The organism is Microbulbifer thermotolerans (genome assembly GCF_900112305.1).
Lineage (GTDB): Bacteria > Pseudomonadota > Gammaproteobacteria > Pseudomonadales > Cellvibrionaceae > Microbulbifer > Microbulbifer thermotolerans.
The window spans coordinates 144,442-164,617 of record NZ_FOKT01000007.1; the positions used below are offsets into that span (position 1 = coordinate 144,442).

The following is a 20,176-nucleotide window of genomic DNA, read 5'->3' on the forward strand; positions in this document are numbered from 1 at the left end:
CGCCCTTGACGGACGCCCGCAGGCGAGTGGCCTGCTGAGCGTTTCACATCCGTGTAAATTAGTTGTCATTTGATGACGCCAATTATTTACTGCGTACCAATAACGGGCAAGTACAACTTTTCCGATTTGTGGCTTAGTTCCGCCCTAATCAAAGTTTTTTGAACTAAATCATAAAAATTATTTGGTTATATTTTTCCTGCGAATAAAGTATCGAAAAAAAAGGCGCCGGACTTTGTCCGGCGCCGTAAACCACTCTCAGCGCTTCTCTTTAGTGGTATTGCAAATCCGTGGCCTTGCCATGGAATACCCGGTAAGAAAAGATCGTATAGATCAAGATCACCGGTACCACAATCAGCGCGCCGACCAGAACGAACATCAGAGACTCGGGGGCGGCTGCTGCCTGCCAGATATTCAGCTCGCCCGGCACGATTTCCGGGTAGAAGCTGAAAGCCAATCCGGTGAAGCACATCAGGAAGACCAGTAGCACGTTGATAAAGGGTAACCAGCAGTGGCGGTCGTCCACTTTTGGCAGGCGTCGCAATAGGATTTCGTTGGCGATGAAGGCAAAGAAGCAGATGATTGGTACCAGCAGTACGAACATCACCAGCGGGAAGTCAAACCAGCGGTCAAAAACACCCGGGTTCACCATCGGGTTGACTGCGGATACCGCCACGACACCGACGAAGGCTGCCCGGCCGGCGCGGCGCGTCCAGCGGATGGCGCGTTCCTGCAACTCACCCTCGGTTTTCATAATCAACCAGGCGCCACCGATATAGGCATAGGCCGCAGTAACGCCGAAGGCGCTCAGGATGGAGAAGAGTTGTGCCGGCCAGCTACTGTCAAATCCCATCACATACTGGCCCAGCATATAGCCCTGGGTCAGGCTGACAAGCAGGGAGCCACCTTTAAATGTCCTGTCCCAGGCCAGTTTGTGGTCCACCGCGGCCTTGGCGCGAAAATCGAAGGATACACCGCGCAGAATCAGGCCGATCAACATAATCGCCGTGGGGATATAGAGGTTGGTGAGCACCAAACTGTGGGCTGTGGGGAAGGCGATCAACAGCAGGCCGACTCCCAGGACCAGCCAGGTTTCGTTGGCGTCCCAGAAGGGGCCAATAGAGGCAATCATGGTGTCCCGCTGCGGCTCGTCCTGGGCGCGCATCGGCAGCAATATGCCGACGCCCAGGTCGTAGCCATCGAGGATTGCATAGACCAGTACCGCAAGGCCCATTAGGCCGATAAAAACCACTGGCAGCCAATCTGCTGCTGTCATTGCACTTGTGCTCATGCTTTACCTCCGTGCGCGGACTCTAGGGTCGGTTGCTGTTTAGAGTCGGATAGGTTGGTCAGACTGCCTTCGGGGTTGGGTTCCTTAGTCTCGAATTCCTCCACTTTCACAGATTTCAGTGCCATGACTCGCAGAGTGTGGAAATAAGCCCAGAGGAGAATGACGTAGACCACCAGGTAGAGCGTCAGGGAGAGTCCGACATTAGCCGGTGCCACCGGTGTCGCCGCTTCAGCGGTTGTGAGTATCCCGGTTACCAGCCACGGTTGGCGGCCCACTTCGGTCACATACCAGCCAGCCAGTGTCGCCAGCCAGCCGGAGGCTGTCATGGCCACTGTGGTTTTCAGTAGCCAGCCGGGCAGTTGATCGCGCCGGTACAGGTTGTAACACCCAATCCAGGCCACCAGCAGCATCAGTACGCCGAGGCCAACCATAATGCGGAAGCCGTAGAAGAGCGGCTTCACCGGTGGGTGATCGTCTCCGAATTCATTCAGGCCGGGGACTTCACCGTCCGCGTGGTGGGTGAGTATCAGGCTCGCCAATTTGGGTATGGTGATTTCCAGATGATTGGTGCGGGCCTGTTCATCGGGGATTGCGAAAAGCCTCAGTGCCGCGCCTTGTTCCGTTTCCCAAATTCCCTCCATGGCGGCGACTTTCTGTGGCTGGTGTTCGAAGGTATTGAGGCCGTGCAGGTCGCCGACAAAAACTTGCAGTGGGGCCAGTATTGCCGCCAATACCAAGCCGGTTTTGAGTGCCAGCCGCGGTGCCTGCTTTGGGTCGCCTTTAAGAATGCGGTAGGCGGACAGGCCGGCGACAAAAAAGGCCGCGGTTAATCCGGAGGCCAACAGCATATGGATCATGCGGTAGGGGAAGGAGGGATTGAAGATCACTTTCATCCAGTCGGTGGCGTGAACGACGCCATCCCGAATTTCATAGCCCGCCGGTGTCTGCATCCAGGAGTTCAGAGAGAGAATCCAAAAAGCGGAGAAGGTGGTGCCCAAGGCTACCATCAGGGCGGAGAAGGTGTGCACTTTACTGGGTACACGCTTGCTGCCGAACAACATGATGCCCAGGAAGGTCGCTTCCAGGAAAAACGCGGTCAATACCTCGTAGCCCAGCAGTGGGCCGGCGATATTGCCTACTTTTTCCATAAATCCAGGCCAGTTGGTGCCGAACTGGAAAGACATGGTAATACCGCTGACCACGCCCATGGCGAAGGTCAGTGCGAACACCTTGACCCAGAAACGGTAGGCGCGCATCCAGACCGGATTGCCGGTTTTGTCGTAGCGCACTTTGAAGAACAAAAGGAACCATCCGAGCGCGATGGTGAGGGTGGGAAAGAGAATGTGAAAACTGACGTTGGCTGCGAACTGTATCCTCGACAGCATCAGGGTGTCTAACATGAGAACCTCTGCATATAACAGTAGTTACTATCCAACCTGGATTTGCGGTGCTGAGCACCGCACCGGCTCATTTCGCTGTAGATTTGCCTCCTTGTACCCCGGTGGCTTTATTTTTTAATTCGAGCAGCTTGCTGATACCGGAACCCAGTTTCATCAGCTTGATCAGGTCCTTCTGCTCCAGTCTGCTCAGGGTATTGGCGAAGCGGTCCAGCAGTTCCAGCAAGTTGTAAACCTCCTGGATTTTTTTCTGCTCTTCGGCCTCCTGTTTGTCCTCCGGCGCGTTCAACAGCAACTCGCGCAACAGGCTCAGTGTCGGGTCCAGTTCCCGCTTGCGCCGTTCCTCAAACACGGTGCGCGCCAGATCCCAGATGGAGCCGGCGGCAGTAAAGTAATCCTTGCGGTCTCCCGGCAGGTGTCGCAGTTCCACCAATCGCCAGGACTGCAACTCCTTTAGGCCCATGCTGACATTGCCGCGGCTGATCTTTAGCGCCTGTGCCAGCTGGTCCGCATTCATGGGTTCTGACTGAATGGTCAGTAAGGCAAACATCTGCCCGACAGTGCGATTAAAGCCCCAACGGCTGCCCATTTCGCCAAAATGCAATATGAATGCCTGGGCCTGACTGGATAACTTCATAGTGTTCTGTATTTTCAGAAATTTTTGAAAATTCTAAACCTTATTCGATTTCTGTCAATCATTAATCCTGTTTGGGTAGGAAACGATCCAGAAGGGGTAGAGATACTGGAGCCCGTCTTATTAATCAGTGGTTCCTTGGTCCACTTGCTGTAATGCCGCTCCAAACCAACCATGCGGAACAATAAAGCCGCGTTCGGTTTCCCCCGCAGCACTTATCCCGGCGACGCAAAGCGGTGCAGGCGGGCTGGTATCGCAAAGCCTCTGCGCCAGTGCCTCACTGGTGTCGCCCGGTGTGAGACCCGGGGGCAGTGGTGCCAACCAGGCGCGCTTGGGAAGCTGAACCCAGCGCAGGGAGTGTCGGCAAAAGTGGTGTTGAAACTCGTCGAGCTCCGCCCACCAACAGGGACTGCCGCCCAAAGTCAGCTCTCCGTGCTGAGGCGCTCTTCGCGCGTCGAGTGGACGGAACAGTCGCCCCGGCATCAGTGCCCACTGGCGGTCGATATGAATCTTCTGTTGCCGCAACAGTTGCCGCGCTTGAGGCTGGTGTATCAATGGCAACTGGTGGTCGCGCATGCGCGCCAGCTTGATGTCCAGACGATCCCGCAATCCGGGGCCGACCCAGTATTCGTCCGCCACTTGCAGATAGAATTTGACTGCGATTTCCCAGTGCTCGGTGGTGCCGCTGGGCAAGTGTTGTACTACGAAGTCCAGCTCGCCCAGGGTGCGGTCCGCGGTGCGCAAGGGTAGGTTGCGGCATCGCAGCCGGTAATCGGGGTGATGGGTAAAGGCGAACGCCCACAGGTCTTCAAAATAATCGCCCAGCCGCATCCCTCTACCCTGTGCATCGCTCTGCGCCAGCGCTGCGTCCAACAGTGGTGCTAGGCGCGTGCGTGTCTCGGTGAGGGAGAAATAAGCCGAAAGCGCCTCCCGGCGCTGGCGCGGCAGCCACGGAAGGTCTGCGCAGCGGGCGATGGAATCCGTCTCCAGCGCCCAGTGGAGGTTGGTCCAGTGGTTGGGGGTGATAGAGGGTGTGCTCATTGGCTGCGGCTGTCAGTCGCGCAGTTGGTGTGTAAATCCTGTTTTCTCAATAGTCTGCTGGCAAGTGTCAGCCGCCCCCGATCAGAGCACGCAAGATACGGTCACACGCGGTTCCATCCCCATAGGGATTGTGGGCAAAGCTCATTGTTCGGTAAGCGTCGGAATCTGTCAGCAGGATATTGAGCTCCCGGGTAATCACCTCGGTGTCGGTACCCACCAGTTTGACGGTGCCCGCCGCGACGGCTTCCGGCCTCTCCGTGGTGTCGCGCATAACCAAGACCGGTTTACCAATAGAGGGCGCTTCTTCCTGAATGCCGCCGGAATCGGTAAGGATAATACTGGCCCGATTCATAAGATAGACAAAGGGAAGGTAATCGAGCGGTTCTATCAAATGAATATTGTCGATATTCGATAGCAGTCGATTGACGGGTTCGCGGACATTTGGATTCAAGTGTACTGGGTAGACGATTTGAGTATCCGGGTGTCTTCGGGCTGCCTGTGCCAGGGCCTGACATATACGCTCGAACCCTGCACCAAAACTTTCCCTCCGGTGGCCGGTAACCAGGATAAGTTTCTTTTCTTTGTCTAGGAATGAGAACCGTTTTTCCTGTTCGGTGGTGAGGGTTTTATCCGTATCCAGCTTTTTAACTACTTCGAGCAGTGCATCAATGACAGTGTTTCCGGTTACAAATATGCTCGACGGATCTATGCCTTCGGCGATCAGATTCTTTCTGGAAGTTTCCGTTGGCGCAAAATGTTTCGCGGAAAGCGTGGCGGTTAATTTCCGGTTGGCTTCCTCCGGCCAGGGGGAGTAGAGATTGCCTGTGCGAAGCCCTGCCTCCACATGTCCCACGGGTATCTGCTGGTAGTAAGCGGCGAGGGTTGTGGCGAATGTTGTCGCGGTATCGCCGTGAACCAAGACGATATCGGGCTTTGTTTCTGCAAGTACCCCTCGCATGCCCTGAAGTATTCCCGAGGTAATGTCGGTTAAATCTTGTCCCGGCTTCATCAGATCCAGGTCGTAGTCGGGGACGAGCTCAAACAACTGCAAGACTTGATCCAGCATTTCCCGGTGCTGTGCTGTTACGCAGATCTTTGCATCAAAACGCTCATCACGCCCCAGCTTTAGTGCTAGGGGTGCCATTTTTATAGCCTCCGGGCGTGTCCCGAATACTGTTAATACCTTCATAATCCGTTTAGCTCTGTCTTTTTAGATGGCAGATTGGTTGAGTGCTCAGATACCGCTTGATGATCGAAGCCGCGAATTATCCGGTTGCGCGGATAGATATCAATCACTTTGAGGGCGGCGGCAAAGGACATTTTAAGGTTGACCGGGCGAGACCGGCTTCCAGTGTCATGGTAATGTAGCCAATGGGCGGAGACACTGGCCTGTTGTAGGCGTGTGCTACAATCCGCCGCCGTTACTGACCAGTCTAAATGTCTTCTATGAAAATCCTGATGCTTTCCAATGAGTTTCCCCCCAGTATTGGCGGGGTTCAAACCCATGTGTATGAACTTGCCAAGGCATTGGTACGTGCCGGGCATCGGGTGGCGGTAGTGGCACGTCGTGCCGAAAAAAGTTTGAGCAAATTTGAGATCATGGATGGAATAGAGGTACACAGGCTCAAGCTGCCCAACAGCCATCTGGTGTACGACTGGAAGTTGTCCCGGTTTTTGAAAAAGCAAGTGCGGGAAAACGGTTTTGAAGTGGCCCATGTGCACGGCATGCGACCACTGAAAGCGGCCGCGCGGGCAGGCGTACCGGTCGTTTTTACCAACCATACGTCATCTTTCTTGAAGCGCGTCAAGAAAGGGCAGAAAGTCCTGGATAAGATGCGGCGTGAACTGGAGCTTGCATCAGTCGTGTTGGCCCCGAGTGAGGAGCTGGTTGAAGCGACACGTACCACCGGTTATGGAGGGGAAACAGTATTTATCTCCAATGGCGTGGATACCGGGCGCTTTTACCCGACCGATAGTGCACTGCGTAAAACGCTGGGTATTCCAACCTCAGCGATGGTTTTTGTACTTGCTCGGCGCCTAGTGGAAAAAAATGGAGTTTTGCATTTCGCTAAAGCGATTGGTCGGGTACAGCGGGACAATTTCCACGTGATAGTGGCGGGAGACGGTGAAGATCGAGAACAGTTCGAGCAAATCGTGGCGGATGCTGGTTGCAGTGCTCGCGTGCATATGCTAGGGGGCGTAGACAATCAAAAAATGCCGGAAGTGTTTGCCGCCGGAAATGTGTCGGTACTGCCATCATTGATGGAGGCGACCAGTATCGCGGGCCTGGAGGCAATGGCCTGTGGCCTGCCCTTGATTGGCACCCGTGTGGGCGGAATTCCCGTGATTCTGCACCATGAAAAAACCGGTTTACTGGTGGAACCGGCATCGCCTGATGCTCTGGCACAGGCCATGCGGTACTGCTGTGATAACCAAGAAGTGGTACATACCATGGGGCAGGCGGCCCTAGACAGAGCGAGGCGCGAATTTTCCTGGGATAAAATCGCGGAACAGACGCTGGCGTACTATCGCTAGGGAACTGCTACCACTTGTAGCGAAACCCGAACATCATCTCCGCACCGTCGCTGTCGCCGAAGTTGTCCAGGCTGGTGAAGAAATTGATTTCCCCATACACGGAGCAGCCGTCCCCGCATTCGTCGTAGGTGGCGCCTATGCTCAATTTGCCCAGCCAGTCATCCTCCTGTTGGCCCAGGCGTGTGCGGGAAACCGTGACATGCGTTTTTTTGCCGAAATTGTAGATAACACTGGGGGTGACCTGAATACTGATGCGTTCCAGCGGTAGGTCACCGTACATATTGCGGCCGGAAACGCGGCGGCTGACTCTTTTTTCAAAGGTGGCACCGATACGCGCGCGCAGGCCGTTGTTGTTGATATCGGTGACCACTACGCCGTAAGTATCGTTCAAGTCATCCGCTTCCTCTTTGGCATAACTCAATTGCACCTGCGGGGTAAGGGCGTAGAGGTCGCGCAGCTTGAAGCTGCGCCCGCCTTCGATGGAAAGCGCGTAACCGAATGCCTCCGTCCCCCTTTGCAGGCTGCGCAGATCGAAGGCGGTGATATCGGAATCAAACCAGTTCAGTAGTAGTTGCGCATCCAGGTAGGCGCCTTGGATACCATACCAGGTCAGAAAACCGCTGGCGCCGTAGTGTTTAACATCGATCTCACCATCGCCGAAAAAGGATTTGATATCGTTTTCCGCATCCCCGTAGTGCAGGGCTGCGCTGCCGATGGGCTGAGTGCCCATTACGGTGAAACCGAACGGCACATCCACGCCCAGCTGTACATAAACGTAGTCCTGCTCCCAGTGGGCCTGGGTGGTGGATTTCATTGGATCGAAATTTCCGCGCCGGGCTAGGGTGCGAATCCAGGGGCCGCCACCATCGATGGCCCTTTCCACCGAGGTGGCGTAGTCACAGCTATATACGTCCTTGTAGCTGCTGCCCACCCAAAAGCGGTTGCCCAGACGGCTGCGTAGCGAATCGGGCCGGTTCAGCGAGCGGAGTATCTGAGGGTAGCTTTCGTACATAACTGCGCCCGGCTGCCAGCGGGGGGTTGTACCTCCGTTCTGATTCAGCACTGAGCGCAGATACCAGTGGCCGTCTTCCGGGTTTTCTACACCATTGTGATGCAGTGTGTACGCATAGGCACCGCCTATGGCCGCTTGTCGTCCGTCCCTGGTAACAAAGTCGCCATCCAGTACAAAGGCGTCGGCGGCGGAAGTGCCGTCCACCTGCACCAGCTGGATACCGTCGCCGCTTGTGGCGGCGCCGGTGCCGTCGCGGTTGGTGACGCGGATAAAGGTCCGCCCGGAGGTATCTCCCTCGATTTTTAAAAGGTCGGCGGGTGCACCATCACCATTGAGGCGCACATCCAGCCACAGGCGTCCGTCTTTGCCGATGTAATCGCCGTAGTTGCCATCGGCATCCATGGCCAGTGTCAGGGTGTCGAAACGACCGTTGTAGGCCAAGTCCAGGGTCCCCGCGTTAGCGATATTTCCGGTGGCCACAAAATGCTGAGGAATAAATTGCACCAATCCGCCAAACAAAATATCCAGCCCCAGGTCATTGCCTTCGGTATCTTTGCCGCCGCCCACGTTGAGACTGCCGCTGAACTTCATCTTGGAGCTGCCCCAGATAACGATGCGCTCCCAATTGCGCAAAAGACTGGCATCCTGCTCATAATCGAGAATAAAAGTCAGGGTATCGATATCGCCGTCGTCCGGGTAAACATCGTCACCGCCGTCCAGGATCGGGCCGCTTTCATAGGCAAATGAATCGATCACCAAGCGGTCGGAACCCGGACCGCCGCGCACTTCATTGGCCAGACCTTCATCCCAGTAAATAAAATCGTCGCCCTCGCCGGCGTCGATGTAATGGAAAACAAAGCCGCCGTCGAGAATGATGTGGTCGTCCCCTTCGCCGCCCCAGACGTAAAATGCCAAACCATCCAGCAGCTCGATGGTGTCATCGCCGCTGCCGCCATTGATACCGCCGCCGTCGAGAAAACTCCCCACGTCGGCATGGCGGTTATTCATCACAATGGTGTCATTGCCCGCGCCGCCATCGATGCCTTTTTCGATAAGGACTTGATTGAATTCGAAGCCTCCCTGATCCACATTCGACTCGCCTTCATCGCCCAAGTCATCGGATTCGGAGAGCGCCTCGGGATCTGGTGACGTGCTGAGGCCCGTATCGCCGCCGATGGTAATGACGTCGTCGCCGTCTCCCGCACGTACCCAGCCTATGGTGCCGCCATTTAGGTCCAGTGTGTCATCGCCGCCATAAGATTCCACATCGGCGCCTTCCGCATCGTTGTCCTTGTCGCAGAGAATATGATCGGCGGCGGGAGTACCGGTATTGCCAGGGGTACAGTCTGCCCATACCCGTCCGGAAAAAGTGACAGCTGCGGCAATAACAAAGCAGCCCCAGGAAAACCCTCGTCCTGCAAGACTGTGGCTTTTGACAATTACGCCCACAATGATTCCTGCGCTTTCCGTGGCATTATCCCCGTGGCGGCAGCGGCGCGGGGGACCATTATTTATTCGGTGATTCCATGGCTGCCTGTCACTGGCACCCAGTCAGAATCGGTAGCCGACACTCAGGTTGAAGACCCATGGATCATAGTCGAAGCGAGCGTAGAGGCGGTCGTAGCCCAGTTCCGTGGGGAAGGTAACTCTGGCATCCGTATCCGAGTGAAAATGCTGCACCGATGCGTTGACGAGTAGGGGGAAACCCCAGTCGAAACTGAAATCCACTCCCGCCTGCGCCGCCCAGTCCCAGGAGTGGCCGAGATTGAAATCTCCCCTGCCGGTGGCCAGTCCGGAATCGATCAGAAATTGATTAAACGCGCCACTGAGGCTCACGTCGTGGAAATCCGTGTAATTGATGCCCACCCCGATATAGGGGCGGCCCAGGCAGGTGCCGTCGAGAATATACCAGTTGACGAAGGCGAGGCTGGAAGACGCTTTGAAGTCTCCCAGCGCGATTACCTCGCGGCCCGGAATGCCGGTGAAATAATCCAGGTCCGCATCGTAATCGGCGCCGCCAATATGCATCAACTCGATTCCCCAATAAGGCATTGGCCGCCAAACGGCGGAAAGCTGCCAAGTTCTGGAAGAATCGATTTCCCAGGTAGTGTTATAGAGATCCCAGTGCTGTAATACCCGAAACTTCAGTGATGTGGAGCCGTCATCCGGGTGGATATAACTGCCGCCCAGACGGACGATAAAATCTCCCCAATCCATTTCCCGCCAGTCGGGCTGTGCGATAGCAAGCGACGGTAAAAAAACGCCAGCAGCGGCCAGAAATCGAAACCACTTCATGAACATCTCCCTCCAAAATCCTTGTGTTGGGCAGCAAATTATCCGTTTACTAGTTAGCGTACCGCCGTGTCTGTGCGGTTACTCGGTGCGTGTTGAGTAACACTTAAAAGTAGCAGGCGGTTGCGGAGGTGGAGGAGAAATCTGAAAACGCGTGCTCAGATTTTGTGTCTATTGTGACTGCTCGCCTTCTTCCGGCTACCTTGGAATTTTTCCCGCGTTGCTTGTTCACCTCGGCGCCAATTAACCGGAATTGTTATGGCGCCTTCTCATCCGTCCAGTAGCCAACCGCCGTCGGTTCCGGAAAATAGCGTGCCAGAGTGCGCTGTGCCGCCGCGTCGCCGTTACCCACGAGGATGAAAATAAAGTGCCCGTGGATGGGAAATGCCACTTTCCTGGACGGCACCGCGTAGAGACTGGCTCCCACGCCGGCAGCCCGCCCCAACGCTTTGCGCCGGCATGCGAAGCGGTTGCCGCGCTGGGTTTCGTTCCATTGCAGATCGGTTTTGTTGGTGATGGGTATGTTCCACTTCGTATTTATCGGCCGTATTTTTGTATAAATACCGTAGCTGGAGGAGGGGGCGATAAAGGGTAAATTAATTTGAATAATCCAAATGATCTTGGCCGAGTTAGAGGCAGGCAATCAAAAAATGAATGAAAAAACGTAAAAAAGCAGATCTGAAGCGGGGTATGCAACGCAATAAAAGCGAAACAAAACAAAAAGCAAGACGGATAGAGGAAGGTATCAGAAAAATAAGCAAAAGGTCATAACGGTTTGTAAACGATCTGTTTTGCTGGCCAGGGGAAAGGTCAGAGATAGTCCGGTGATGAATAGCGCTCGAAGAGGCGATAGGGGGTAATCTGGCGAGGTTAAGGCGGCGGGGCTACGTGTGTGGAGCTTTTAGGGCGGGATGGGTATGACAAGTTCCCGAAAAGAGAATGTCAGAGACGCTCGTCGCAAAGCGCTCTAGATCCTGTGCGAGCCTGTAAATATACGCCGCCCGAAAAATGAAAAACCCCAACCGAAACCGGCTGGGGCTTAAGTTTTTGGTGGAGATGGCGGGAGTCGAAAAGTTTTTGTAACCCACTGATTTATAAGGGATTGTTTTTCTGTGTTTTCTCTTAACCCGTCAAAAAACCCGTCCAGTTGAGCAAGGTTACCCATGGCGGGCCGGTTATTGGTGGGTCGCTTGCGGCAGCTCCAGCGGTCACCGCAGTGTCCGGTTTTGTATGGTCTCCAGGTGCACCCGTGCGCATGCTGGCCAGAAGTGGTGCATGAGGTGCACCATGTGGTGCATGAGGTGCAAGGGATGGGGTACGCCCGTGCGCATACTGGCCAGAAAGCCGCTTCCAGGTGGTGCCCGTGGGTATTCGGAATCCCGAATAGGGTGTTTAGAAAATTCGCTTACCCCTAGTGAGAATATTAAAGGGGGTATTTAGAAAATGCGGAAGAGAGTAATACATATAAGAGTAATACAGTAAGAGTAATACAGGAGGGCGAAAACTCGCCCTCGCCGGAGCCGCGCACATCCTGCCTCTCTAGCCGCTCCTGAGTTGGCCGATTTATCCAGTGATAGCCGGGCTGGATGCTCTAACAGCTACACGATAACCCCGGCACCAGATGCCGGGGAGGGCGGTCACTCTGACCGGGGAGGGCGGTCACTCTGACCGGGGAGGGCGGTCACTCTGACCGGGGAGGGCGGTCACAGTGTCCCCCTAACCGTAATAGAACCGTAAAAGAACCATCAATGAACCGTAAGAGTGATAACGCGCGCGAATCGCGCCAAAGTGCAGCCCGTGATGTGGTTGCTCGCCTCCAGCAGGGCGCGCCGTTTTTTAGGGCTAAACAATCCGGCGGGGCGGCTGTGGTACATGAATACCCCTGAGAGGCTCTGTAAGCCATTCTGAGCGCGTTTATCACCTTGGGGTATCCATCCTACTACTCGGGCTAAAAATGGCCTTGTGGTGCTTCTCAAGGGCTTTCTCTGGTTGGTCATGGTGGGCTGGGGGTGGCTGAATCGTTTTTTCTGGTTGGGTGGCCTTCAGTTGGGGCACCACTTTGGCGTGCTGAATTGCCTTTCAGCGGTCGCTTGCATTGCCGCCCTGGGGGGTAAGGGGGGGATTAGATAGTTCTTTGGATAGTTCTTTGGATAGTTTGGGTGACACTGTGTCACCACCTTGGTGACTCTCTGTCACCACCTGTTGACACTGTGTCACCACATGGTGACTCTCTGTCACCACCCGCGGACACTGTGACACCCCTGGGGTGTTCCTGTGTCACCCCTGGGGTGCCTGCTCCGAATCGCCCTGTAAGCCATTCTGAGCACGTTTTCATGGTTGGCTATGGGGATGGGTAGCCTTTGGGCTATTCGGCCTTGTATGGCCTTCTAGGGGGCTTTTCTGGCTGTGCTTCACCAGTGACAACCAACAACCATTGGCAACACCGCTCACAAGTAGCGGTTGAGTGCGCAGCTGCGGACCCGTGGGGCGAACATCCAGACAGGACCCGCGCGGGCCGCAATTGGCGGCTTGGGGTAATCAATGGGCGCAAAATTCGACGCGCGCTCAAATCCAAATATATTTTTTAGATTCGTTTTAGATTCCTTTTAGATTCGTGGTCCGTTTTTGGTACTACCCCAGTACCGTTTTTGGTACTGGTTTTGTCCGTTTTTGGGTCTGGTCCGTTTTTGGTACTGGTCAACTCGCCGCGCGCTCAATGCACCCCTAAGTAATCGGCTAACCACTGGTCATTGGTTTGTTCTTGAGGGGGTACAGGGGTAACCGTATAACCGTGTGCCCTTGTTACCTTATAACCGTGGTTATTTTGTCCCGTACTTAAAAACGGCTCTAGGCCGCATGGTTGCTTGGTTTGCGGCAATTCCTTGTCTGGAACTCTTGTCTGGAAATTGTTTGGCAGTTGTCCGGGAGTTGTCCGGCAGTTGTCCGGTGGTTTCACCCCCAGCAGGCGGGGCGGTCCGGTGGGCTGGTTGCTACTGCCCGAATCGCGCACCGCGCGCCAATGTGGCCGGTTAATTGGTTTGCAATTCATGCGAATTTGCACCACGCAGTAAATGTTTACTGAAAAATGCCCTACGGGCACTTGGTATATATGTATATAGGTGTCCGTGTGGCGGCCTAGGGAAAATGCGAAAAACGCAAATATAGGGCCGTGTGGCGGCCTAGGCGAAAGAAAAAATTCGCTCTATTGGGCCGTGTGGCGGCCTAGCTTAGGCCGTGTGGCGGCCATCAGAAAATCGAAATTGCCCTTTGGCTCCCTCCAGGTGTTTGGGGCGGTGACAGTGGCTGATACCTCCAGCTTGCCCCCGCATTCGTCAATGGGCCGCCAGCTGAGCGCGTACAGGCTGGGGACGTTGGGCCTTCGCCCCTGTCGGGTCAAAATCAGGAACCCAGTTTCCAGCAGTTCCCGGAGTGCCTTTTGCAATTGGTCATTGCTGGTCCAGCCGTGGGCGCGCATTGTTGAGAATGAAGCGCACAAGTCGCCGTTGTTGCGTCCGTTGTACTGTGCCACTAGGGGGAACAATAGCGCCTTCGCCCTTGGTGTGAGCGCGGCAAAGTGGGGGTGGTTTACCATGTGATGCGGAAAGGCGGCGAACTGGCCGTCGCCTCGGCTCCGTTTGCCCTGCTTGTATCCCTTTGCCATTACCCCCCCAGTTTGCGCACTGATTGAAATAGCGGCGGTTCTGCTATAGCGCGCTTAAGGCGTTGCTTCTCGCTTGCGGGTATCCAGTAAACGCCATGCCAGCCTATAAGGCCGTCCCTGTCGATGTGCTTAATCCGTTTGCACAGAATATTGATTCCGCGTTGTCGCAATTGCCTTATGAGTTCGGGGCTGTTGCTGGCTCCGGCTATCCTGTCCAGCTCCTCGCGGCTGTGGGGGCGCTTTAATAGGGCAGATAGCGCCCGCCATTGACGGGGGCTAAGGTGAAGCTGTTCAAAGGTGTTATAATTGGCTGCTCCTCCCTTTTCGGAGCCGCCTTTCGGGGCGGTTCTGATTCCCTCCATGCTTACACCTCCCCGCCTTGTGCTTGGTCCATCAATTCCCGTTTCAGTTCCAGCAGGTAGGAGCCTTCCCACACGGTAATTTTCGAGCCTAGTTTTGTCCCGCGTTTTACTTTGCCGATTTTGGACCAATGCCACCAGGTGGATAGGCCAATGGAATAAAAACGGGCGCATTCTTTGGCGCGGTAAAGTGCGGAAGGGTTGATGGTTGGGAGGTGGGAAGCGGTTTCTTGCATATGCTAGATTTCCTCGCGTGAATAGAGATTTAAATTATGAAGGTTGTGCAAGGAATTAGAAATAAGAAAATGCGTTTAAACAGTAAAAAAAAGGCTTTTTTAAGCTATGGCTAAGATAGTTAGTCTATGAGACTAAGCTATTTGTTAAGGCGGCTAAACTTTTGGCTAACTTTTTATGGCGACAACGGGAATTTTTAAATATTCGCCCCTTAATTTTTTCCCGTTGCCGTTAATTGATTGCGTCGTTTTTTTAATTGGTACCGAATTTCACAGTAACCACATTTTCCGCTTTTGCCTGCTCGCGCAGGGCGTCCAGATAATCCGCCCATCTTTGCATCATGGTTGTGCGCTGGGGTAAGTGCTTGGTGCGGTTGTAGGCGCGGCCTAGGGGGTCTTTCACGGTGTGCGCCAGTTGGTGCTCGATGTAATCCACTCGCTCATGGAGCACTTCATCCAGAAGGGTGCGGGCCATAGCGCGGAAGCCGTGGCCGGTCATTTCTTCGTTGGTGTAACCCATATTGCGCAGGGCTACCCTGATAGCGTTTTCAGACATGCAGCGGCTGGCCCCTCTCTCGGATGGGAAAACATAGCGGAAGCGTCCGGTCAGCGGCTCCAGGTCGCGCAGAATGGCCACCGCTTGGCGGGCTAAGGGGATAATGTGGGGTTCCCCCATTTTCATTTTTTCGGCGGGTATCTCTATTCTCTGTTCCTCCCAGTTGATTTCTTCCCACTCCAGGGCGCGCAGCTCGCCGGGGCGGCAAAACAGCAGCGGGGCCAGCTTCAGGGCCGCGCGCACTGTGGGGGTGCCTTGGTAGTTGTCGATGTTCACTAGCAGCTTGCCCACGTCTGCGGGGTTGGTAATCGCGGCAAGGTGTTTTTTCTTGGTGGGGGTGAGTGCGCCGTTTAGGTCAGCGGTTGGGTCGCGGTCGGCTTTGCCGGTCGCCACTGCGAAGCGGAACACTTGGCTGGCAATCCGCTTTACTCTGTGGGCGGTTTCCAGTGCGCCCCTGCTTTCGATTCGGCGCAGACAGCGGAGCACCTCGGGGGCGGTAATGTCGGCAATTGGGCGGTCACCTAGGTAGGGCAGCAGGTCTTTATCCAGTGCGCGGCGGGCGCGGTCTTTGGATGAGTCGGACAGGTGCGCCATTTTGGCCGCGAACCACTCTTCACTGACAGCGGCAAAGCTGTTTTTGTTGGCTTCCATCGCGGATTGCTTGCGGGCGCGCTTCACGTCGCGGGGGTCTATGCCTTCGGCCACATACTGGCGCGCTTCATCGCGCAGCTCCCGCGCCCTCTTCAGGCTCACATCTGGGTAAACACCCAAGGCCATTTCTGGCCGCTTGCCGTGGAGGCGGAAGCGGAACACCCAGCGCTTTGTACCGGTCGGGGTTACTTCGATTGCCAGGCCCTTTTCGTCGGCCTCGGTGTACTTTTTGGCGCGGGGCTTGAGCGCTCTTACTTTGGTGTCTGATAGCGGCATGGCTCGCCCTCCTAGCTGTAGCGTGGACGGGGTGGACGGGGTGGACGGGTTGGCCGGTATCGTAGGGGCTAACCCGTCCAATAACCCGTCCATTTGGGGGTGGTCTTGGACGGGTTTTGCTAGATTAACCGGGACGGGCCAGATAAGCAAAAGCCCCGAAAACTCTAGGCTTCCGGGGCTTTCGTGGTTTGTTTGGGATTGGGTATTGGTGGAGATGGCGGGAGTCGAACCCGCGTCCGTCAGCACTCCGCCAGAGGCTCTACATGCTTAGTTCCGTCTATTGATTTAACTCACAACAGCCCGGCGGGCAGGACGTTATGAGCGAGTCTGTAAAGATTTAGCCGATCCATCCCAGACAAACTTCACGGCGATCCAGTTCTATCTGACAGTCAGCAGCGCGGTACTGGAACCTTGCTGAAGACTGCTGGCGGGCTTAAGCCGCCAGAGCGTAGTTGTCGTCGTTGGCAACTATTAAATTGCAGCTTTGGATTTACGTGATTGGCTGCCATCACGGCATGCACCCATGGTTTCGTTACCGGCGTCGAATCCAAGTCATCCCCGATAGGAAACACAGTTGTGTCGCCGGAGTATATCAAAATTTGCTCCGGGGCGACAGGTGGGGGCGTTTGTGGACTCGTGGTCGGGGCGCCCCTTTCCCGCAGTTAGGAGAGCGATTGCACGAAGGCCGCCAGTATGAGCAGGGGGCAGACGATGCGTACGTACCAGGGCCAGATTTTCCAGAAAAGGGTGTGCTCGATGTTTTCGTGTCCTTTTTTGAGCTCCGCCAGCAGCTGGTCGCGATGCCAGATCCACCCGGCGAAGACGCACAGAGCCACACCCAGCAGCGGTTGGCCGTACTCGGTGCTGATGCTGACGATGAGTCCGAACAGGGAGTCGAAATTGAAGATGATCAGGCTGCTGAGGGTGAATATGACCAGCCCAACCAGAGGGGTTGCCAGTTCGCGCCGTACGCCGAGGTTTTCGATGGAGAAGGACACCGGGACTTCCAGCATGGAGATGGAGGAGGTGAGGGAGGCGATCACCATCAGGGCGAAAAAGGCGATGGCCACGAACAGGCCCGCAGTGCCCATGGTTTCGAACAGGGCCGGCAGTACCTGCAGTATCAGGTCGGGGCCGGCGATCAGTTCGCCGCTGGCGGAGAAGATCTGGGTGCCCGCTTCCTGGGCCACGTACATGGCGGGCAGTATCAATAGGCCGGCGGTAAAGGCGATACCCACATCGATCAGAGTCACCAGGGCTCCCAGGCGCGGCAGGCTTTCCTGCTGGCTGAGGTAGGAGCCGTAAATTAGCATAGTTCCCACGCCGAGGGAGAGGGAGAAGAAAGCCTGCCCCATGGCGGCGATCAGCAGTTTGGGGGAGAGGTGGCTGAAGTCGGGCATCAGATAAACTTCCAGGCCGGTCATGGCGCCGGGCTGGGTGAGCACGTAGATGATCAGCAGCAACAGTAGGATGATCAGGGAGGGCATCAGCAGGGTGGACCAGCGCTCAATGCCTTTTTCCACGCCAGCGGCGATGATCAGCATGGTCATGCCGCTGAAAATGGCGGTGAAGGTCAGGTTGCGCCCAGTGCTGTTGCCAGTGAGCCAGTCTGTGGCTCCACTCATGCCGAAAAAGTTGGCGAAGGGGTCGGCCAGGTAGGCGACCATCCAGCCGGCGACAATGGCATAGAAGCTCAGAATTAGTGAGGCGACAACAATGCCACCGAAACCAGCGAGGTTGGCAAAGATGCGGCTGATGGGGCCGGTGGATATGCCTCGCAGGGCCTGGACCATATTGCGGCGCGCGTGGCGACCGATGGTCAGCTCGGCCATCAGGGCCGGGTAGGCGAGTATAAACGCCAGCAGCAGGTAGACAATCACAAAAGCGGCGCCGCCGTTGCCGGCGGCCTTGGTGGGGAAGCCCCAGATATTGCCCAGGCCCACGGCGGAGCCCGCTGCGGCCATCAGGAAGCCGATGTTGGAGCTGAATTGTCCTCGCGGTGCACTCATGGTTGTTCTCTTCGTTATTCTTCTATGTTTTCCCTTCTCCCGGAGGAAAGGGGGCTAAAGGGCAGTGTGCCAACAAAAAGTACTCCCTGTGCGTTGTGGATTTCCGCCGTCCCTGACGGGTTAAGCTCGACAACCTCAGCGGTTGTCTCTGCGCATCAGGCGTTGTTTTTCCCGGTTCCAGTCGCGAGCCTTTTCTGTTTCGCGCTTGTCGTGCTTGGCTTTGCCCTTGGCCAGAGCGATCTCGCATTTGATCAGATGCTTTTTCCAGTAGAGGGCCGTGGCCACCACGGTGTAGCCCTTTTGTTCCGTGGCGGCGATCAGCTTGGCCAGTTCGCGTTTGTTGAGCAGCAGCCTCCGGGTGCGATCCGGTTCGGTGACGTAATGGGTGGAAGCACTGGGCAGCGGCTGTATGCGCGCGCCCAGCAGCCAGGCCTCGCCATTTTTAAAAATGACGTAGCTGTCGGTAAGTTGGGCCTTGCCCTCGCGGCAGCTTTTTACCTCCCAGCCCTGTAGCTCCAGGCCGGCCTCAATCTTTTCTTCGATGAAGTAGTCGTGCCGGGCTTTTTTGTTCAGTGCAATGGTGCTGGAGGTTTGGGCCTTTTTCTTTTTCGCCATAGGTGTCTAGATAAAACTGTGTCCAAAAAACTTCAGGGCCACGGTGTTGATAAAGATCAACAGCAGCATCAGGGGGATAAAGGTGCCCAGGGAGAAGTTGATGTATTTCTGTGAAATGGAGCCGGCGAAGCTGCTATCGCCTTCCTGTAGTTCCTTGTCGAAGTTGGTTTTCTTCCATTTGTAGATTACGAACAGGCATACCAGCAGACCGTTGAGGGGCAGTATGGTGTCGTAAAAGAGTAATTCAATCAGGTCGAAGAAGGACTTGCTTTCACCGGCCAAGGTCACAAACTGGGTGAAGAATTTGACCATGCCAAAGGATACCGCACAACCGACGGCGAGAAAAACCTGTACTGCGGCGATGGTGTAGATGGCTTTCTTGCGCTCCATGCCGCGCTCATCGCACAGGGTGGCGATGGGGACTTCGATGATTGACATCAGAGAGGTGACTGCGGCTACCAATACCAGGAAGAAAAAGACAGCGGCGAAGGCGCTGGCGCCGAAGTAGCCGATACTGTCCTGCAGGGCGAAGAAGATTTTCGGCAGGAACAGAAAGATCATGCCGGCGGAGGAGTCGCTCAGTTTGGTTGGATCTATTTGTGGATCAAAGTGGAAAATGCTCGGCAGTATCAGCAGGCCGGCGGTGAAGGCTACCAGTGTGTCGGTGATGGCGACGGCGCGGGAGGAGCCGGGAATCGAGTCTCCCCTCTTCATGTAGGAGCCGTAGGTGATCATGATTCCCATGCCCAGAGACAGAGAGAAAAAGGCCTGGGCCATAGCCTTACTCACAACCGCACTGTCGATCTTGGCAAAGTCCGGAATCAGATAATACTTAACGCCGAGCATCGCGTTCTCGCGGGTGAGCACAAAAATCACCAATCCCAGCAACATAATGAAGAGCATCGGCATCAGTGTTTTGGAGGCCCGCTCAATGCCGTCTTTGACCCCCATGGCCAGAATAGCGTTGATTCCCAGCATAAGAACGACCAAGTAAACGAAGACGACGGGGGAGTTGATGAACTGGCCGAAGTGGGTCTCTGTGGCCAGTTGGTCCAGGTTGCCGCGCAGGGTTTCCACAAGGTAGCCCAGTATCCAGACGGTTACCACCAAGTAGAAGACTGCGATCATAAAGGGAGTGAACAGGGCTAGCCAGCCGGGGATGGTCCAGGGGCGGGAACCGCCGGAGAGCTGCCGGTAGGCGCCCACCGGGTCTTTGTCGGCGCGGCGCCCCAGTGCCAACTCCGCCATCATTACCGGCAAGCAGATAAAGAAAACGAAGAGTGCGTATACCAGCAAAAAGGCGCCGCCCCCGCTCTTGGTAGCCGCTACTGGAAAAGCCACAAGATTGCCGATTCCCACGGCGGAACCCGCGGCGGCCAGGATAAAGCCAAGCCGCGACCCAAAATGCTCTCTGACTGCGGACATAGTATTCTCGCTATATTATTGTTGTCTGATCTTGGGGCCTCTGAAAAACGCTTTGCGGTGCGCTTGCCGAGTCCGTGCGAGACGCCGCCAGCGTTTTGGTTTTCGGCGCCCGTCGTGTGTCCGGCAGTTCTTCAGCGGTCCCTTCGCTTTGTTTTCTCGCGCGGCCTTGACTGGCCGGTTATAACTGCGATT

At 55.6% G+C, this 20,176-nt stretch carries 15 protein-coding genes and 1 other RNA gene; 1 reads left to right on the forward strand and 15 read right to left on the reverse strand.

Annotation, left to right across the window (positions count from 1 at the left end):
• Positions 1-268: 268 nt before the first annotated feature.
• The 5 genes from cydB to wecB all read right to left on the reverse strand — a co-directional run bounded on the left by cydB (position 269) and on the right by wecB (position 5,549).
• Positions 269-1,273, reverse strand: coding sequence for a cytochrome d ubiquinol oxidase subunit II (cydB, locus tag BM155_RS12640; RefSeq protein WP_067157378.1), 1,005 nt, complete (start codon positions 1,271-1,273; stop codon positions 269-271).
• Positions 1,274-1,284: 11 nt separating this feature from the next.
• Positions 1,285-2,688 carry a cytochrome ubiquinol oxidase subunit I gene (locus tag BM155_RS12645; RefSeq protein ID WP_074903505.1) on the reverse strand — a complete coding sequence of 468 codons (1,404 nt, stop codon included), beginning with the start codon at positions 2,686-2,688 and terminating at the stop codon, positions 1,285-1,287.
• A 67-nt stretch (positions 2,689-2,755) separates the two neighbouring features.
• Positions 2,756-3,322, reverse strand: a complete 567-nt coding sequence (locus BM155_RS12650) for a GbsR/MarR family transcriptional regulator (protein ID WP_067151558.1) — start codon at positions 3,320-3,322, stop codon at positions 2,756-2,758.
• A gap of 120 nt (positions 3,323-3,442) precedes the next feature.
• Positions 3,443-4,360, reverse strand: a complete 918-nt coding sequence (locus BM155_RS12655; protein ID WP_074903507.1) for a DUF1853 family protein — start codon at positions 4,358-4,360, stop codon at positions 3,443-3,445.
• A 67-nt stretch (positions 4,361-4,427) separates the two neighbouring features.
• Positions 4,428-5,549, reverse strand: a complete 1,122-nt coding sequence (gene wecB / locus BM155_RS12660; RefSeq protein ID WP_074903509.1) for a non-hydrolyzing UDP-N-acetylglucosamine 2-epimerase — start codon at positions 5,547-5,549, stop codon at positions 4,428-4,430.
• 248 nt (positions 5,550-5,797) lie between these two features.
• Between wecB and BM155_RS12665 the strand changes: the two genes are divergently transcribed.
• Positions 5,798-6,895 carry a glycosyltransferase family 4 protein gene (locus BM155_RS12665; protein WP_083421184.1) on the forward strand — a complete coding sequence of 366 codons (1,098 nt, stop codon included), beginning with the start codon at positions 5,798-5,800 and terminating at the stop codon, positions 6,893-6,895.
• Positions 6,896-6,902: 7 nt separating this feature from the next.
• On the opposite strand, the gene BM155_RS12670 is transcribed toward BM155_RS12665, so the two are convergent.
• The 10 genes from BM155_RS12670 to BM155_RS12720 form a co-directional block, all read right to left on the reverse strand.
• A complete protein-coding gene (locus BM155_RS12670) occupies positions 6,903-9,356 on the reverse strand; it encodes an autotransporter family protein (RefSeq protein WP_074903514.1) in 2,454 nt (817 codons plus the stop codon).
• 102 nt (positions 9,357-9,458) lie between these two features.
• Positions 9,459-10,202 (reverse strand): OmpW/AlkL family protein, encoded by a 744-nt coding sequence (locus tag BM155_RS12675; protein ID WP_067151571.1) that lies wholly within the window; start codon positions 10,200-10,202, stop codon positions 9,459-9,461.
• 253 nt (positions 10,203-10,455) lie between these two features.
• Positions 10,456-10,842 carry a hypothetical protein gene (locus BM155_RS12680; RefSeq protein WP_074903516.1) on the reverse strand — a complete coding sequence of 129 codons (387 nt, stop codon included), beginning with the start codon at positions 10,840-10,842 and terminating at the stop codon, positions 10,456-10,458.
• Positions 10,843-13,401: 2,559 nt separating this feature from the next.
• Positions 13,402-13,860, reverse strand: coding sequence for a hypothetical protein (locus BM155_RS12685; protein WP_074903518.1), 459 nt, complete (start codon positions 13,858-13,860; stop codon positions 13,402-13,404).
• A gap of 364 nt (positions 13,861-14,224) precedes the next feature.
• On the reverse strand, positions 14,225-14,455 hold the full coding sequence (locus BM155_RS12695; protein WP_074903520.1) for a helix-turn-helix transcriptional regulator: 231 nt from the start codon (positions 14,453-14,455) through the stop codon (positions 14,225-14,227).
• A 250-nt stretch (positions 14,456-14,705) separates the two neighbouring features.
• Positions 14,706-15,935 carry a tyrosine-type recombinase/integrase gene (locus BM155_RS12700; RefSeq protein WP_074903522.1) on the reverse strand — a complete coding sequence of 410 codons (1,230 nt, stop codon included), beginning with the start codon at positions 15,933-15,935 and terminating at the stop codon, positions 14,706-14,708.
• 206 nt (positions 15,936-16,141) lie between these two features.
• Positions 16,142-16,495, reverse strand: a transfer-messenger RNA (tmRNA) gene (gene ssrA / locus BM155_RS12705).
• Between the two features lie 102 nt (positions 16,496-16,597).
• On the reverse strand, positions 16,598-17,944 hold the full coding sequence (locus BM155_RS12710; protein WP_067151576.1) for a sodium-dependent transporter: 1,347 nt from the start codon (positions 17,942-17,944) through the stop codon (positions 16,598-16,600).
• A 135-nt stretch (positions 17,945-18,079) separates the two neighbouring features.
• Positions 18,080-18,559, reverse strand: a complete 480-nt coding sequence (smpB, locus tag BM155_RS12715; protein WP_067151579.1) for an SsrA-binding protein SmpB — start codon at positions 18,557-18,559, stop codon at positions 18,080-18,082.
• A gap of 6 nt (positions 18,560-18,565) precedes the next feature.
• Positions 18,566-19,984, reverse strand: a complete 1,419-nt coding sequence (locus tag BM155_RS12720) for a sodium-dependent transporter (protein ID WP_067151582.1) — start codon at positions 19,982-19,984, stop codon at positions 18,566-18,568.
• Between the last annotated feature and the right edge of the window lie 192 nt (positions 19,985-20,176).